This window comes from Candidatus Binatia bacterium, from assembly GCA_029243485.1.
Taxonomy (GTDB): domain Bacteria; phylum Desulfobacterota; class Binatia; order UBA12015; family UBA12015; genus VGTG01.
The window spans coordinates 113,631-128,852 of sequence record JAQWRY010000075.1 but is presented as its reverse complement, the minus strand read 5'-3'; the positions used below and the strand labels follow the sequence as shown (position 1 = coordinate 128,852).

16 protein-coding genes are annotated in these 15,222 nt (G+C 65.6%); 12 read left to right on the top strand and 4 right to left on the bottom strand.

Going from position 1 to position 15,222, the window contains the following annotated elements; translation table 11 throughout:
• Both moaA and P8R42_22250 read right to left on the bottom strand, forming a co-directional pair.
• Window positions 1-990, bottom strand: coding sequence for a GTP 3',8-cyclase MoaA (gene moaA, locus P8R42_22255; GenBank protein ID MDG2307318.1), 990 nt, complete (start codon window positions 988-990; stop codon window positions 1-3).
• Window positions 991-1,001: 11 nt separating this feature from the next.
• Window positions 1,002-1,997, bottom strand: coding sequence for a polyprenyl synthetase family protein (locus tag P8R42_22250; protein ID MDG2307317.1), 996 nt, complete (start codon window positions 1,995-1,997; stop codon window positions 1,002-1,004).
• A 76-nt stretch (window positions 1,998-2,073) separates the two neighbouring features.
• Between P8R42_22250 and P8R42_22245 the strand changes: the two genes are divergently transcribed.
• The 3 genes from P8R42_22245 to coaBC are packed head-to-tail and all read left to right on the top strand — an operon-like array spanning window position 2,074 to window position 5,383.
• On the top strand, window positions 2,074-3,162 hold the full coding sequence (locus P8R42_22245) for an Mrp/NBP35 family ATP-binding protein (protein MDG2307316.1): 1,089 nt from the start codon (window positions 2,074-2,076) through the stop codon (window positions 3,160-3,162).
• Complete coding sequence (locus P8R42_22240; protein ID MDG2307315.1) at window positions 3,159-4,154, top strand: lysylphosphatidylglycerol synthase transmembrane domain-containing protein; 996 nt, start codon at window positions 3,159-3,161, stop codon at window positions 4,152-4,154. The genes P8R42_22245 and P8R42_22240 overlap by 4 nt, the downstream gene beginning before the upstream one ends.
• Window positions 4,151-5,383: a bifunctional phosphopantothenoylcysteine decarboxylase/phosphopantothenate--cysteine ligase CoaBC gene (gene coaBC, locus P8R42_22235; protein ID MDG2307314.1), complete on the top strand. Its 1,233-nt coding sequence runs from the start codon at window positions 4,151-4,153 to the stop codon at window positions 5,381-5,383. The genes P8R42_22240 and coaBC overlap by 4 nt, the downstream gene beginning before the upstream one ends.
• A gap of 48 nt (window positions 5,384-5,431) precedes the next feature.
• Here the strand turns inward: coaBC and P8R42_22230 are convergent, their stop codons facing one another.
• Window positions 5,432-6,325 (bottom strand): zinc dependent phospholipase C family protein, encoded by an 894-nt coding sequence (locus P8R42_22230; protein ID MDG2307313.1) that lies wholly within the window; start codon window positions 6,323-6,325, stop codon window positions 5,432-5,434.
• Window positions 6,326-6,356: 31 nt separating this feature from the next.
• On the opposite strand from P8R42_22230, the gene P8R42_22225 reads away from it, so the two are divergent.
• The 9 genes from P8R42_22225 to P8R42_22185 all read left to right on the top strand — a co-directional run bounded on the left by P8R42_22225 (window position 6,357) and on the right by P8R42_22185 (window position 14,566).
• The gene (locus P8R42_22225; GenBank protein MDG2307312.1) at window positions 6,357-7,121 is read left to right on the top strand and encodes a uracil-DNA glycosylase; all 765 of its coding nucleotides are present in this window, start codon (window positions 6,357-6,359) and stop codon (window positions 7,119-7,121) included.
• Window positions 7,070-8,419, top strand: a complete 1,350-nt coding sequence (locus P8R42_22220; GenBank protein MDG2307311.1) for a nodulation protein NfeD — start codon at window positions 7,070-7,072, stop codon at window positions 8,417-8,419. Before P8R42_22225 ends, P8R42_22220 begins: the two co-directional genes overlap by 52 nt.
• Window positions 8,419-9,174, top strand: a complete 756-nt coding sequence (locus tag P8R42_22215) for a slipin family protein (protein ID MDG2307310.1) — start codon at window positions 8,419-8,421, stop codon at window positions 9,172-9,174. Before P8R42_22220 ends, P8R42_22215 begins: the two co-directional genes overlap by 1 nt.
• On the top strand, window positions 9,164-10,201 hold the full coding sequence (queA, locus tag P8R42_22210) for a tRNA preQ1(34) S-adenosylmethionine ribosyltransferase-isomerase QueA (GenBank protein ID MDG2307309.1): 1,038 nt from the start codon (window positions 9,164-9,166) through the stop codon (window positions 10,199-10,201). Before P8R42_22215 ends, queA begins: the two co-directional genes overlap by 11 nt.
• A 97-nt stretch (window positions 10,202-10,298) precedes the next feature.
• A complete protein-coding gene (gene tgt, locus P8R42_22205; protein MDG2307308.1) occupies window positions 10,299-11,486 on the top strand; it encodes a tRNA guanosine(34) transglycosylase Tgt in 1,188 nt (395 codons plus the stop codon).
• Between the two features lie 4 nt (window positions 11,487-11,490).
• Window positions 11,491-11,787, top strand: a complete 297-nt coding sequence (gene yajC / locus P8R42_22200) for a preprotein translocase subunit YajC (protein ID MDG2307307.1) — start codon at window positions 11,491-11,493, stop codon at window positions 11,785-11,787.
• Entirely contained in the window at window positions 11,788-13,335 is a 1,548-nt protein-coding gene (secD, locus tag P8R42_22195) for a protein translocase subunit SecD (protein MDG2307306.1), read from the top strand.
• Window positions 13,336-13,600: 265 nt separating this feature from the next.
• Complete coding sequence (locus tag P8R42_22190; protein ID MDG2307305.1) at window positions 13,601-13,792, top strand: helix-turn-helix domain-containing protein; 192 nt, start codon at window positions 13,601-13,603, stop codon at window positions 13,790-13,792.
• A gap of 114 nt (window positions 13,793-13,906) precedes the next feature.
• Window positions 13,907-14,566 (top strand): methyltransferase domain-containing protein, encoded by a 660-nt coding sequence (locus tag P8R42_22185; protein ID MDG2307304.1) that lies wholly within the window; start codon window positions 13,907-13,909, stop codon window positions 14,564-14,566.
• Window positions 14,567-14,611: 45 nt separating this feature from the next.
• Here the strand turns inward: P8R42_22185 and P8R42_22180 are convergent, their stop codons facing one another.
• Window positions 14,612-15,184, bottom strand: a complete 573-nt coding sequence (locus P8R42_22180) for a hypothetical protein (protein ID MDG2307303.1) — start codon at window positions 15,182-15,184, stop codon at window positions 14,612-14,614.
• Window positions 15,185-15,222 lie beyond the last annotated feature (38 nt).

Genomic DNA, 15,222 nt, shown 5'->3' with positions numbered 1-15,222 from the left:
TCAGCCTCCGAGATGGTGCATCGAGCGGTCGAGCGTGGAGTGGCCTTCGGCCAGGGAGTGGCCCGTAGGCTTGGCGCCGACAGCCGCGAGGAGGATCTCGGCGAGCTCGGCTTCGTCTGCACCGCGGCGTAGCGCGGCCTGTACGTCGAGCTCGTCGTCTTTGAGCAGACACAGATGGAAGCGCCCGTCGGACGTGAGCCGCATCCGGTTGCAGCTTCCACAGTAGGGCTCCGAGACGGGGCTGATGAAGCCGACGATGCCCGACCCGTTGCCCAGCCGGAAGTTCTTCGACTCGTCCGATGGGTTGGTCGGCTCCACGCGTTCGAGGGGCCCGAGCTCCTCTTCGATCCGCCGGCGGGTGTCCACGTTCGAGACGTACCGGTCGACCGATATCTTGGCGCACTCGCCACCACCGAGCGGCATCAGCTCGATGAACCGGACGTGCCAGTCTCGTTCCAGGGTCAGACGGGCCATGTCGACCACGTCTTCCTCGTTGAACCCCTTGGTTACGACGCAGTTCAGCTTCAGCGGCGAAAAGCCGGCATTGACCGCGGCATCGATGCCGCGCTGGATGTCGTCGAGCTTTCCCCACCGCATCAGGCGGGATAGCCGCTCCGGGTTGAGCGTGTCGACGTGAATGTTCACGCGTTTCAGGCCGGCCCGCTTCAGCGTGACGGCCATCCGAGAGAGCAGGATGCCGTTTGTCGTCATCGCGACGTCTTCGATTCCCGACACGCGGGAGATTCGCTTCACGATGTCGACGAGGTCTGGGCGGAGGGTCGGCTCGCCGCCGGTGAGCCTTATCTTCCGAAAGTCGATGCTGGCGGCGGCGCGCACCACGCGCTCGATCTCTTCCGGATTGAGTGCGGTCGCGGGCGGCGCATAGCTCACCTCGGTCAGAGGCATACAGTAGACGCAGCGCAGGTTGCAGTGGTCAGTGAGGGAGATCCGCAGGTAGTCGATTTCGCGTTGGAAGCGATCGCGCGGCATGGCTCTCTCCTTCAGCCGGTGCGTTCGAGGAGCATCTCGCAGAGCTCTTCGAGCCCTTCGCGAAACTCCGATCTGGGCAGAAGAGCAATCTGTTCGCGCGCCGCGTGGATTCGCCCGGTTGCGATGCGCCGCACTTCCGCGAGGACGTCCGAGTCACGGAGTTCCTGCACCGCTCGGGTGATCGCGTCCACGCTCGGTTCCTTGTCGAGGAATGCGCGACGGAGTTCGGGGAGGTGCGAGAGGCCGAGCACCGTGGGCAGCGCGGGGGATCCTTCGCGGATGTCGCTGCCGACCGGCTTGCCGATCAGTTCCTCGGGCCCGACGACGTCCAAGAGGTCGTCGACCATCTGGAAGCCGATCCCGATCTCGTAGCCGAGTCGATACATCGCATCGACGAGGCTCGGTGACGCTCCGGCAAGGTGGGCTCCGATGCGTGCCGCCTGGCTGAAGAGCGAGGCCGTCTTGGCCTCGGCGATCTGCAGGTAGTCGTCGACGGTGACTTCCGGATTGTGCTGGAAGCGCTGCTGCAGGATCTCGCCTTCGCAGAGCTGCGTGCAGGCGTCCGTTGCCCAGCCGACGATCATCGCGTCGAACCGTCCCGCGACCCCAAAGGCGCGGCTGAACAGGAAGTCCCCCGTGACCAGGGTCGGGCCGACGCCATATCGGGCGAGCGGCGAGGGGGAGCCCCGCCGGGTCATTCCCGAATCGAGGATGTCGTCGTGGAGCAGCGTCGCGGAGTGAATGAGCTCGAGCGCGGCGCCGATGTCGATGACGTCGGTCGGATCTTGACCGCCGGCGGCCCGGAAGACCATGAGTGCCAGGGCCGGGCGGACGCGCTTGCCGCCGGAACCGATCAGATCGGCTGCGATGTCGGTCAACTTCTGCTCGCGCGAGGTCGATAGCTCCAAGACGCGCTTCTCGACGAGTGTCATCTCTTCGGACACCAGCGCCAGGGGCGCGGGTGTCGACGCGGCCCGCGTCGCAGTTCCGGTCGAAGGAAGGGTCATGAGGAGCGTGTTCGGTGAGGCTCGCAGCACTTCTTTGGTTGCCGTGAAACCCCTGTGTTAGGGGGTAACCGAGCCCATGAGCGACGACAAGGCCAGTCTCGAAGACGCGAAGGAAGCACTCCGTTCCGTTACGTACCCCGGGTTCCCTCGGGACATCGTGACTTTGGGCATGGTGGCGGGCCTGGAGGGCCTCGACGGTGCCATTCGGGTGAACCTCCGCCTGCCCGCCGGGCGCACGGAGCCGCCCGAGCAGATGCAGACCGACATGGCGGCAGCCCTCGCTCCGCTGGGCCTTCGGCTCGAGATCCGAGTCGCCGCGCCGGCGGCTAGGCCGCAGGCCCCGGCGGCGGCTCCAGCGACGCCGGACAAGATCCTGCTTCCGGACGTGAAAGCGGTGATTGCCGTTTCCAGTGCCAAGGGTGGGGTGGGCAAATCGACCGTTGCCACGAACCTGGCCTGTGCGTTTGCCGAGGCCGGCTTCCAGACGGGCCTGCTCGATGCCGACGTCTACGGTCCGAGCCTTCCGATCCTCATGGGGGTTCAGCAGCGGCCTAAGGCAGCCGGTGAGAACAAGTTCCATCCCGTCGTCCAGCACGGAGTGAAGTGCGTTTCGATGGGCTTCTTCCTGGACGAGGAATCGCCCGTCATCTGGCGCGGGCCCATGGTCGCGGGACTGTTGCAGCAATTCCTGCGCGACTGCATGTGGGGCTCGCTCGACATCCTCGTGATCGATCTGCCGCCCGGGACGGGGGATGCCCAACTGACGCTCGCGCAGCAGGTGCCGCTCAGCGGGGCCGTGCTCGTCACGACGCCGCAGGAGGTCGCGGTGCGCGACGTGATGCGCGGGCTCCGAATGTTCGGTCAGGTTCAGGTTCCGATGCTCGGCGTGATCGAGAACATGAGTCACTTTCGCTGTCCGGAGTGCGGGGCACAGGAGGCGCTCTTCGGGCACGGGGGCGGCGACCGCGTAGCAGAGGCGTCGGGCCTTCCGGTCCTCGCGCGAATTCCCGTCGAAGCGGCGGTCCGCGAGCACGGTGACGGAGGCCAGCCCATCGTAGCCGCTGCACCCGACTCAGACGCCGCACGGGTCTTTACCGAACTCGCGAGCCAGCTCTCCGACATGGTCGGCATCGTCGCGGCCGAACCGTCGTCCCGCGGCGCGTGAGTCGAGCCATTCAGATCGCAGTCTCGCTGATCATCACCGCGGCGGCGCTTTGGTACAGCCTGGCCGGCGTCGAATTCGGCGAGTTCCTTCACGACCTAGGCGATGCGCGCCTGATCTGGCTGATTCCCCTGGTGGCCTCGAGCGTCGGTTCGCTTTGGCTGCGAGCACGCCGTTGGCGCATCCTCCTGGAGACTCTCGGGCCGATCGGGGACACCCCCGTCTTTGACGCGACGAACATCGGGTTCATGGGCAACATGGTGTTGCCGCTGCGTGCCGGCGAAGCGATCAAGCCGATTGTCGTCGCTCGGTCCGGCTATGTGAGCATTCCTGCGGCTCTCGCGACGGTCGCGCTCGAGCGCCTGTGTGATCTGATCATGCTCGGTCTGTTCGCGGTCCTAACGTTGGTCCTCGTGCCGCAGGCCGATTTCCTTCAAGGCAAGACCAGCTTCGTCGCTGCCGGCGTCGGCGTGGCGCTCGCGGGTGTCGTTCTCGTGATCCGGCTGGCGCCCTGGCTCGAGCAGAAACTCGACGTCGTCGCAGGCTGGTTGCCGGAGTTCCTTGGCGGGATCCTGCGCGAGGCCGGTCGCGGTTTCTTGCGCAGTCTCGCCGGGCTCGCAGACATGAGAGTGCTCGTGCCGGTGTTTGTCTTCACGACCGTCATCTGGCTCCTGACCGTCAGCAGTTTCATGGCGGTTGCGCTCGCACTCGACATCGACGCTCCGCTGATCGCTCTGGGTTTCGCCACGACGGTCATTGTCGCGCTGGCCGTCTCGGTGCCTTCTGCGCCGGGTTTCATTGGGGTGTTCTGGGCGGGCTCGGAGGTGGCGCTCGGGCTCTTCGACATTCCGAAATCTATGGGCTTCACCTTCGGCGTCTTGAGTTGGCTCGTGCAACTCGTCGTGATTGTGCTGATGGGTATGTGGTCGATGTCGCGTCTGAAGCTCTCGCTAGCAGACGTTCGTGAAGCGGCCTCGTCGGAGGAGTCGGCGTGAGGCTCGACGGCAAGACCGTATTGCTCGGGGTAAGCGGCGGGATCGCCGCTTATAAGGCCCCGGAGATCGTGCGCGCGCTCCGCCAAGCCGGAGCACGGGTGCGGGTCGTCCTCACGCGGGCGGCGCAGGAGTTCGTGACACCGCTCTCGCTCCAGACCGTGTCCGGAGAGGCCGTCGCGACGGAGTTGTTCGACCTCACGCAAGAGTCGGAGATCGGTCACATCGATCTTGCGGACAACGTCGACGTGATCCTCCTGGCGCCCGCGACGGCGAACCTCGTCGCCAAGGCGGCCTGTGGAATGGCGGACGATCTCCTCACGACGGTTCTGCTCGCCACCCGCGCGCCGGTCGTCGTAGCTCCGGCGATGAACGTCCACATGTACGAGAACGCGATCGTACAAGAGAACCTGACCAAGCTGACCACGCACGGTTGGGCCGTGGTCGAACCGGACTCGGGCGCACTCGCGTGCGGCTACGATGGGCCCGGTCGGTTGCCGGATGCGGACGTTCTGCTCGAAGCGGTGGCCGCGGCGCTCGCGCCCGATGATCTTCGCGGTGAGGCGGTAGTGGTCACTGCGGGCCCGACGCGGGAGTACCTCGATCCGGTTCGCTTCCTGTCGAATCGGTCCTCCGGGAAGATGGGCTTCGCCGTCGCGCGCGCGGCCGCTCGGCGCGGGGCGCGGGTAGTTCTCGTCGCGGGACCCTGCGGGTTGCCCGACCCCCGCGGCGTCACGACGATTCGCGTAGAAACAGCGGAGGACATGGCGGAAGTGGTTCGTCGCGAATCCGCTAGTTCCACCGTGGTCGTGGCGGCGGCCGCTGTCGCGGACTACCGTCCGGCCGATCGTGATTCCGAGAAGTCGGCGAAGAAGGGCGGAGCGTCGAACCTCGCGCTCGAAGCCACGCCGGATGTGGTTGCGACGGCGGTCCCGAGAGGCGGCGGTCGAATCGTCGTGGGCTTTGCCGCCGAGACGACCGACGTCGAAGAGCGTGCACGCGGCAAGCTCGACCGGAAGGCTCTCGACCTGATCGTCGCAAACGACGTGACGGCGGAAGGGGCCGGCTTCGACGTGGACACGAACGTCGTGACGCTGATCGACGCGAACGGGCAGGAGTCCTTGCCCATGCTCGCGAAGGACGAAGTTGCCGACGCGATCCTGTCTCGTGTGGTTACCCTGCGCGCCAAGTCCGAGACGAGCCCGAAGCGCAAATCAAGCAAGGCCGGCTGAAGGGCCGTCCGGGTTGAGCGCTCGCCGCCGTCGTTCGACTGCGTGCCGCTAGCTCGGTGACCCGAGCGATGCTTCGAGCGGGGGGATAGCGCTCGCGAGAATCTCGCGTTCGCGCTCCTCGTCGAGAACCCCACGCCGCGCCAATCCTCGGAGCCGGTTCCGAATGCGTTTGGCGCGGTCGAGGTTTTCTTGGCCGGTCGGATCGTCCGCCTGGCAGGCCGCGCCGCGGCCGTTCTGCATCAGGTCGACGATTGCGTTTGCGCACAGTCCGTTGAACCGCTCGATGTCTTCGCGGGGCAGGGGATGGCGTTGGCTATCGGTCGCTCGCTGCATGACGGTTTGCCAGTACTCGAGCCGCTGGAGCGCGAGTAGCGAGTCGAAGATGCGCTTGTTGGTTCGGAAGGAGAACAGGGTTCGCTCGACGATGCGTTCCACGAGCTCGTCGCAGTGCGGATAGAGATTCGAGGCGACCAGAGTGAGCAGGGGCCACCTCTCTTCGGCCTGGTTCGCGTCGAATCGTGCCTCCCAGTAGACGTGTTGCATCGAGGTGGAGCGGAAGCTGCTGATCAGGCGGACGGGCAAGTAGTAGTTGTGGGAGAAGGTGTCGCTCGCCAGGTGCGAGAGATACCCGCGGGCGAAGGCCTGCTCGCTTTCGGTCGTCGCGCCGTCGAGGACCTCCCACCCGGTGCGCCAGTGGTGGCAGTGGGTGTAGAGGCTCTTCGTGAACTTCTTCGCCTGGACGATGTCGGCGCCGATGCACCCGTAAAGGTACTCGTACGGAAACCTCGCCAGCAGTGAGGCAACGTCCGGCGGCAGCATGGGCAGCCGCTCAAGGAGCATGGCCCCGTGGACGAGGTGTGTGACCGGTCCCCAGGCCCAGGCGTCGCTTGGGGCGAGAACGATGGCAGCGGCGGCTGCGAGAAGAAGCGCGAGTTGTGACATTTGCGATGGTTAGCGTAGGATCTCCTCTGAGATGTCACAAGTCATCCGGAGTCTCGCACGCGATCTTGCCGCGCATGTGGAATGGATGGCGCTGTCGGGTGTCGACGAGCTCACGCCGAGCCTGGCGTGGCCGAGGGGCGAAGCTGCCGAGGCCACGCCCGAGTTGCCCGGAGCCGCTGCTGCTGAGCCGCAGGTCGCGGTACGGCCCGACGAGGCCGTGGCCGGTGGTCTGGCGGCGACCGATCTGGGGGCGCTCCGCTCCGAACTCGGCGACTGTTCTCGGTGTCGGTTGTCGGCGACCCGAACGCAGATTGTCTTCGGCACCGGGAACCCGGACGCACGGATCGTCTTCGTGGGGGAGGGGCCGGGGCGCGATGAGGACCAGCAAGGCCAGCCGTTCGTCGGGCGCGCCGGCGCCTTGCTCACCGACATCATCGAAAAGGGCATGAAGATCGATCGCTCCGAGGTTTACATCTGCAACGTCGTGAAGTGCCGGCCGCCGGACAATCGCAACCCGGAGCCGGAAGAGGTGTCGGCGTGCTCCCCGTTCCTGATCCGTCAAATCGAACTCGTGAAGCCCGAAGTGATCGTCGCCCTCGGGAAGTTCGCAGCGCAGACTCTTCTGCAGACGACGCGTCCGATCACCCGTTTGCGCGGCGAATGGCATGAGTACCATGGCATTGCGCTGATGCCGACGTTCCATCCGGCGCACCTGCTGCGGAACCCCAGTTTCAAGAGGCAAGTGTGGGAAGACATTCAGCAAGTTATGCAGCGTCTCGGGATGGCAGGCGGCTGAAGCGCCTCGGCGCTCTTCTGTTCGTCGTCCTGCCGCTCGCGCTCGCCGCGCTCGACGCGCAGGCTTCACCGCGCGTGCTCTGGTTGCGCGTCGACGGCGCGATCAGTCCAGCCAGCGCGGACTTCATCGCCGACGGCTTGCGGGCAGCGGAGGAGCAAAAGGCCGCGGCGCTCGTGATCGAGATCGACACGCCTGGGGGTCTCCTCACGTCGACGCGAACCATCGTGAAGGCGCTGTTGGCCTCGCCGGTCCCCGTAATTGCCTATGTGGCGCCCGGTGGAGCGGGCGCGGCGTCCGCCGGGGTTTTCGTGGTGATGGCCGCAAACATCGCGGCGATGGCTCCCGGAACGAACATCGGCGCGAGTACGCCCGTCGAAGGTGGCGGTGGGGACATCGCCGGCGCGATGGGGGCCAAGGTGAAGAGCTTTACGGCCTCCTTCGCGAAAGCGATCGCGGAACAACGGGGCCGGAACGCGCAATGGGCCACGCGGGCGGTGCGTCGCGCGGTGTCCGCGACCGACCGCGAGGCTCTTGCGAAGAACGTGATCGATCTCATCGCGACCGACGTCGACGACCTGCTGGCAAAGGCCGATGGCCGCACAGTGACGATTGGGGAGAAGGAGCAGGTGCTGCACGTCGCCGGGGCGACGCTCGTCCGCATGGAGATGACGCTGCGGCAGGAGGTTCTGATGCTCCTCGCCGACCCGAGCATCGCGTACATGCTCATGCTCGCCGGGTTGCTCGGGCTTTACCTCGAGCTCTCGCACCCGGGGACGCTGGTGCCGGGTCTCGTCGGCGGCCTCTGCCTCGCGATTTCGCTCGCGTCGTTTCAGATCTTGCCGATCGACACGACGGGGGTCCTTCTCATCGTCCTGGGCCTGGCGCTCCTGGTTGCCGAGCTCTTCCTTCCGAGCTTCGGGATCGTGGGGGGCGTTGGGGTGATCGCCTTCGTCCTCGGGTCGCTGTTCTTGTTCGATGAGTCGGAGCCCGGGGTCTACGTGGACCGAATGCTGATCGGGAGCGCAGCGGCTGCAGTGGGGCTTGCGATGCTGACGGTTGCGACATTGGTCGTGCGGGCGATGCGCGGCCGTCCGACGACGGGTAGGGAGGCCCTTGTCGGGAGCGTCGGTGAGATGCGAACTCGGGCTGCGCCGAGAGGAACGATCTTCGTTCACGGCGAGATTTGGAAGGCCGAGTCGGCCGAGCCGATCGACGAGGGGTGCCCTGCGCGGGTGCTCGAAGTTGATGGCCTCACGTTGCACGTGGCTCCGCTGGGCGGAGAGAGGACAAAAGAATGATGACCCCGTTGGCCGTATTTGTCGTGATCCTGGTCTTGCTGGTGATGAGTGGTGTGAAGATCATCCAGGAATATGAGCGTGGCGTGATCTTCCGCCTCGGGCGGAGCGTCGGGGTTCGCGGCCCGGGCATCATCATTGTGATTCCGCTGATCGAGTCGATCCAGCGGGTGGATCTGCGCACGGTGACAATGGACATCCCGGCGCAGGAGGTCATCACCCGCGACAACGTGTCAGTGAAGGTGAGCGCGGTGCTGTACTTCCGCGTCGTCGAGCCACAGTCGGCCGTCATCGCGATTGAGAACTACGTCTATGCATCCAACATGATCGGCCAGACGACGCTGCGCAGTGTCTGTGGCCAGGTGGAACTCGATGAGCTTCTGGCCGAGCGCGAGAAGGTGAACGCACAGATCCAGACGATCGTCGATCAGCAGACCGAGCCGTGGGGGGTGAAGGTCTCGACGGTCGAGATCAAGGACATCGATCTTCCAACCGACATGCAGCGCGCGATCGCCCGGCAGGCGGAGGCGGAGCGTGAGCGGCGAGCGAAGGTGATCTCGGCCGAGGGTGAGTTCCAGGCCTCGCAGAAGCTCGCGGATGCCGCCGCCGTGCTGGGGACGCACCCGATGGCCCTGACGCTGCGCTACCTCCAGTCGCTCAGCGAGATCGCCGGACCGAACAACTCGACGACGCTGTTCCCGGTTCCGATCGACCTGGTTCGGCCGTTCCTCGACGCCCAGGGCAAGAGTGGGGACTAGTCCGTTCGAGTTCGACCTTCCACCGGATCGAATTGCGCAGGAGCCTGCGGCCGAGCGAGACGGCGCGAAGCTGCTCGTTCTCTCGCGATCGGGGGACGGCTCCCCCTCCCATCGATGGATCGTCGACCTGCCGGGGCTGCTCGAAGAGGGCGATCTCCTGGTCGCGAACCGAAGTCGGGTCTTCCCCGCGCGGCTGCGGGCAGAGCGCGAAACCGGCGGAAGGGTGGAGCTCCTCCTCCTCGAGGAGACGGCACCTACGACGTGGCGTGCGATCGCACGACCGATGCGGCGGCTGCGCATAGGTGAGTCGCTTCGGCTCGTGGGGCGCGACGGCCCGAGTGAGGACAAGGTCGAGATCATCCATCTCGAAGCTGGCACGTTGGAGATCTCTTTCGGTGCGGGAGCGGCCCCACTCGCTTTGGCGCAGCGGTTCGGCGAAACGCCTCTGCCTCCGTACATCCTTCGTCCGAATGGGCCGACCGACGTCGATCGCGACCGCTACCAGACCGTCTTCGCCCGCGAGCTCGGCTCAGTGGCGGCGCCGACCGCCGGTCTCCATCTGTCGGAGCGGCTCCTCAAGCAACTGGCCGCGCGTGGGGTCCGGTTCGCAGAGGTCGTACTTCACGTCGGCCCGGCAACCTTCATGGCCGGGCAGCCCGGGCGTGAGACGCTGGCGGTCGAGCCCGAGCGTTACGAAGTCCCCGAAGAGACGCGCAAGGCCATCGCGGAGACCCGGGGACGGGGCCGCGTGATCGCGGTCGGGACGACGACGACCCGCGCGCTGGAAGCGGCTGCGCGCAGCGGGTGGCCCGCGGGCCTCCAGACGACCGATCTCGTGTTGCGGCCCGGTGCGGAGTTTCGCGCCATCGACGCGCTCCTCACGAACTTCCACCTGCCGGAGTCCTCGCTGCTGTCGCTGGTGTGCGGATTCGCCGGAACGGCGCACACCGAGCAGGCCTATCGAGCCGCGCTCGAGGGGGGCTACCGCTTCTACAGCTACGGAGACGCCATGGTGGTCCTGCCCTAGGAGCCTGACCCAGGATCGCCGCGACCCATCTTGGGTCAGGCCCATAGCCCTCGGCCTCGCGCGGAAATCGGCGCCGGGCCCTGCTAAGTCTGACGGGATGGCGGCGTCCGGGACACCAGAGAGTTCGGCCCAGGAGGGCTCGCAGCCCCTGGGTTTCGAGGTCCTCGGACGCGCCAAGGCATCGGGCGCCCGCCGTGGGCGCCTTTGGACCGCTCACGGCTCGGTTGAGACGCCCGCTTTCATGCCCGTCGGCACCTATGGTGCGGTGAAGGCGATGGCGCCCTGGGAAATCGAGGGGCTCGGCGCCGAGATAATCCTCTCGAATGCCTACCACCTCGAGCTGCGCCCGGGATCGAAGCAGATTGCCCGGCTTGGTGGGCTACATCGCTTCATGGGATGGGACCGGGCGATCCTGACCGACAGCGGCGGTTTCCAGATCTTCAGCTTGAAGGACCTCCGCCGGATCGACGAGTCCGGCGTCGAGTTCAAGAGCCACGTCGACGGGAGCCGCCACCGGTTCCGGCCCGAGGACATCATCGAGGTTCAGGAGAACCTCGGTGTCGACGTCGCCATGGTCCTGGACGAGTGCGCCGCCGGGAACGCGCCGCGCTCGGAGGTCGAAGAGGCGCGGGCCCGGACGACGCGGTGGGCCAAGCGAGCCCGTGCGGCCCGCACGCGCACCGATCAGCAGGTCTTCGCCATCGTCCAGGGAGGTCTGGACAAGACGCTGCGTGAGCAGAGCGCGGCTGAGCTTGCCGACCTCGGATTCGACGGATACGCAGTGGGCGGCCTGTCCGTCGGGGAGGACCGTCAGGCGACCTACGAGGTTGCGGCGCATACGGTGGCGCTCCTGCCCGAGGATCGCCCTCGCTACCTCATGGGCGTCGGGACTCCCGAGGAACTGGTTCGATACACGGCAATGGGATTCGATCTCTTCGACTGCGTGCTTCCGACGCGCAATGCACGCAACGGAATGGCCTTCACTTCCGAGGGACGGCTGGCTATCCGGAATTCTGCGCACCGCGAGGATGCGGCACCGCTCGATCCCGAGTGCTCGTGCGCGGCATGCGAGCGCTTCAGCCGCGCTTATCTCCGGCACCTCTTCGTGACCAACGAGATGCTGGCGGCGCGGGCGCTCACCACGCACAATCTCCACTTCTATTTGAGTCGTATGGCCCGTCTGCGAAGTGCCCTGGACGAGGGGCGTTTCGAGCAGGAGGCAGCGGCATTCCTGACCGCCACGGGCGGTCCGGAGGCATCCGCTTCCGACGGGGAAAGGAACTGATCCAATGAACGCACCCGACGCAGGCGCCCTGATTCAGATGGCCCCATTCGCGCTGATCCTGGTCGTCTTTTACTTCTTGCTGATCCGACCGCAGCAGAAGAAGGCGAAAGAGACCCAGGAGATGCTCGACAATCTGAAGGTCGGGGATCCGATCATCTCCACCGGCGGAATCCACGGTAAGATCGTCAAGCTCGGTGAGGGGGACGTTCAGGTCGAGGTCGCCCCCAAAGTACAGATCAAGCTCTCGCGCAGCGCCGTCGGTCAGGTGAACCGACCCGGAAAGACCGAGGAAAAGTCCTAAATGAGCTCCGGCAACGTCAACTACCGCCTGGCTGCCCTGCTGGTCGCCACGATCGCCTCGTTCGCGTATCTGCTTCCGGTCGTGCTGCCCGCAGGGATGACCCCGTCCTTCCTGCCCGAAGATCCCATCCAGCTCGGCCTGGATCTCCGCGGGGGAACCCATCTCCTGTTCACCGTCGAGGTCGACAAGGCCGTGGAGAACAACATCGGTCGCACCGGCGAGGAGCTCGCCCGTGAGCTGCGCGACGAAGAGATCGGCGTGAAGGAGATCGAGCACGAGGGGACGGCTCTCACCGTTCATCTCGAGTCGGCGGAACAACGCCAGGCCTTCGATGAATTCGTTGCCACGCGCTTTCCGAGTCTGGAGATCGGGTCGGCGGGCTCCTCTCTCGCGGACCTGACCCTCACTCCGGACAAGCGAGAGGTCGACCGGATCAAGAAGCTCGCGCTCGACCAGTCGCTCGAGACAATCCGCAATCGGATCGACCAATTCGGTGTCGCCGAGCCGATCATTCAGCGCCAGGGGGCCAGCGACATCGTCGTGCAGCTGCCCGGCGTCCAGGACCCGCAGCGTGCGAAGGAGCTCATCGGTAAGACCGCCGTGTTGGAGTTCCAGTTCGTGAACACCGGAGGGGAGGGCGCCACCGTGACGGTGCCGTCCTCGCCGAACTCCGGCGGCGGCCCCAGGGAGTACTTGCTCGACAAGAAGGTTCAGATGACCGGCGCGGCTGTGGCCGACGCACGGGTTCGGCCGGGTACGCAGCTCGAGGGTCCGTACGTCGAGCTCGTTCTGACCGACGCCGGCTCCGCCCAGTTCGAAGCCCTCACGGCAGAAAACGTGGGGCGGAACATGGCGATCGTCCTCGATGGCCGGGTATTCTCGGCTCCTGTGATCCGTGAGCGGATCGGTGGGGGGAGGGCCTCGATCACCGGTAGCTTCGACATCAAGGAAGCCCGGGATCTGGCCATCGTTTTGCGCGCCGGCGCTCTTCCCGCCCCGATCAAGATCATCGAGGAGCGCACCGTGGGCCCCTCGCTTGGTCGCGATTCGATCCGTCAGGGTGTGATCTCGCTGGCCGTCGGTGGCGTCCTCGTCGTTTTGTTCATGGCCTGGTACTACCGCGGCGCCGGCTTGCTGGCGGATGCGGCACTCGCGATGAACGTAGTCTTCCTGATGGCGCTTTTGGCGGCCTTCGGTGCCACGCTCACCCTCCCGGGCATCGCGGGAATCGTGCTCACGATGGGGATGGCGGTCGACGCGAACGTGCTCATCAACGAGCGGGTTCGTGAGGAGTTGAGGCTCGGGAAGACCCCGAGGGCATCTCTTGAGGCCGGCTACGAGCGGGCCTGGGCTGCGATTCGCGACTCGAACATCACGACCTTTGTCTCGGGCCTCATCCTCTTCCAGTTCGGCTCCGGGCCGGTGAAGGGCTTCGCTGTGACCCTGTGCATCGGCATCGTGACGACCGTCGTCACAGCCGTCTTCGGAACCCGGATCTACTACGACCTCCGACTGGCCCGCGGGCGCCTCCCGGCGGTCAGCATTTGAGCCTGTGGGGCCTTTGAGGAGCTATTTTCGACCGGGGGGAAGATGAAAATCGGGTTGGCTCGGAGCCCCTCGGGAGTTGTCGTGGCGTTACACAGGCGATTTATCGAGGGTTTCTCTCGCGCACCGCGCGGTTTTCTTCCGAATTACGTAAGTTGTTGGAATATCAATGAAATGATACCCTTTAGGGACGGTAGATCGGGCCGGGTTGACCCTCCGCGCGGGGGCATGTTAGCCACTCGGCACCCTACTCAGGGGACTTCGAGTCATGCTTGTAAGAGAAAACGCACTTCTCAACAGTCGCGACGTAGCGAGGCTGCTCGACATGAGCCCTGATCGTGTGAACGAGTTCGCTCGTAAGCAGATTTTGCCGGCTTTCAAAGCGGGAAGACAGTGGCGTTTCCGTAGACAGGACATCGCCTCCTTCAAGCGACAAATGCGGGGCGCCGCGGCTGCCTGAGTAGCATGTTCCTATCTGCTGACGGCGATCCTCAGGGGATGATCGCCTGGTCGGGGCGCGCAAGGCGCTCGGGGCTGGTAGGAAGGCAAGCAGTCGCTTCAGGGGGAGGAACCGATGATATCGACGACGACGCAGCTTGCCCACGAGAGCAAGATCTACTCGCAGTTCTCGGTGCTATACGACCGGATCTTCACGAACGTGTTCTCGCCTCGGATCAATCAGGTGATCCAGTCGATGAACCTCGAACCCGGTAGCCGCGTTCTCGAGGTAGGTGTGGGCACGGGGCTCTCGCTGACCGCGTACCCGCCGCACTGTGAAGTGGTCGGTGTCGATCTCGCGGAGGACATGCTCACGCGTGCCCAGCGCAAGATCGAGCGGAGCGGCTGGGGGCACGTCGAGCTTGCGGTCGGTGATGCGCAGGCCCTGGATTTCCCGGATGCGTCCTTCGACTACGTGACGTCGTTCCACGTGGTCAGCGTCGTGCCGGATGCGCAGGCGATGATGCGGGAGATGGCGCGCGTGTGCCGTCCGGGCGGCCGATTGGTCATCATCAACCATTTCCGCAGCCCCCGGCGCATCGTATCGTCGGTCGTCGACCGGCTCGATCCGATCACGCGAAAGCTGGGCTGGAGTACGAAACTGGGTGCCGGCGAGCTACTCGAAGAGGTCGAACTCGAGGACGTCCGCCGTTTCAAGACATCGCCGCGATCGCTCTTCACGGTGATGATCGCTCGCAAGCCCGAGGCTTACGAGCGCGCCAGCGCTACGGGCTGACGCCGGTTCCTCCCGGTCTCGACTCGGCCCGGTCCCCGGGTGGAGTCAGTGCTGGAACCCGCTCGGCTCGCCCGGGATGATCCCGCGGCGCACGAGTTCCGTGGCGTCCGTGGCGCCTCGGGTCAGGAGCCAGCGGCGGTAGATTCGCAGGGTGTCGCGATCCGTAGTGAAGAGCTCGCGGCTGCTGATGGCTCCGAGGACGCGGACCAGGTCGGCGAACTGGGTCGCGAGCGTGTCGAACATCTCGCGAACACGCTCGGCTCCGACCTCCGCGATCCGCCGGTACGCGAGCTGGCCGAGCTCGACGTAGTACGTCGGCTGCACGACCGTCCGCTCCAGACATTCCACGAAGAGGCCGGACACGAAAAGGGCCGTGTCGCCGACCTTCTTGTACCTCTGGAAGCTCTCCGCGGGTGCTCCGGACTCGGCTTCGAGGTAGGTCACCGCGAGTGGCTCATCGAGGAGTCCGCCTTGCTTGCGGACGTGTGCCTCGAGCAGCGAGACGAGGTAGTACTCGGTCTCCTCGGCGGATTCGATGCCTTGGGCCTGCATCGCGTCGCGCACGAGGCCGCGGAAGAACTCGGTGGGGTGAGATTCGAGAATCGCTGCTCGCGACATGGCGCTCGCTCCCTCTTCTCCGGTTTCCTGATTTCCGA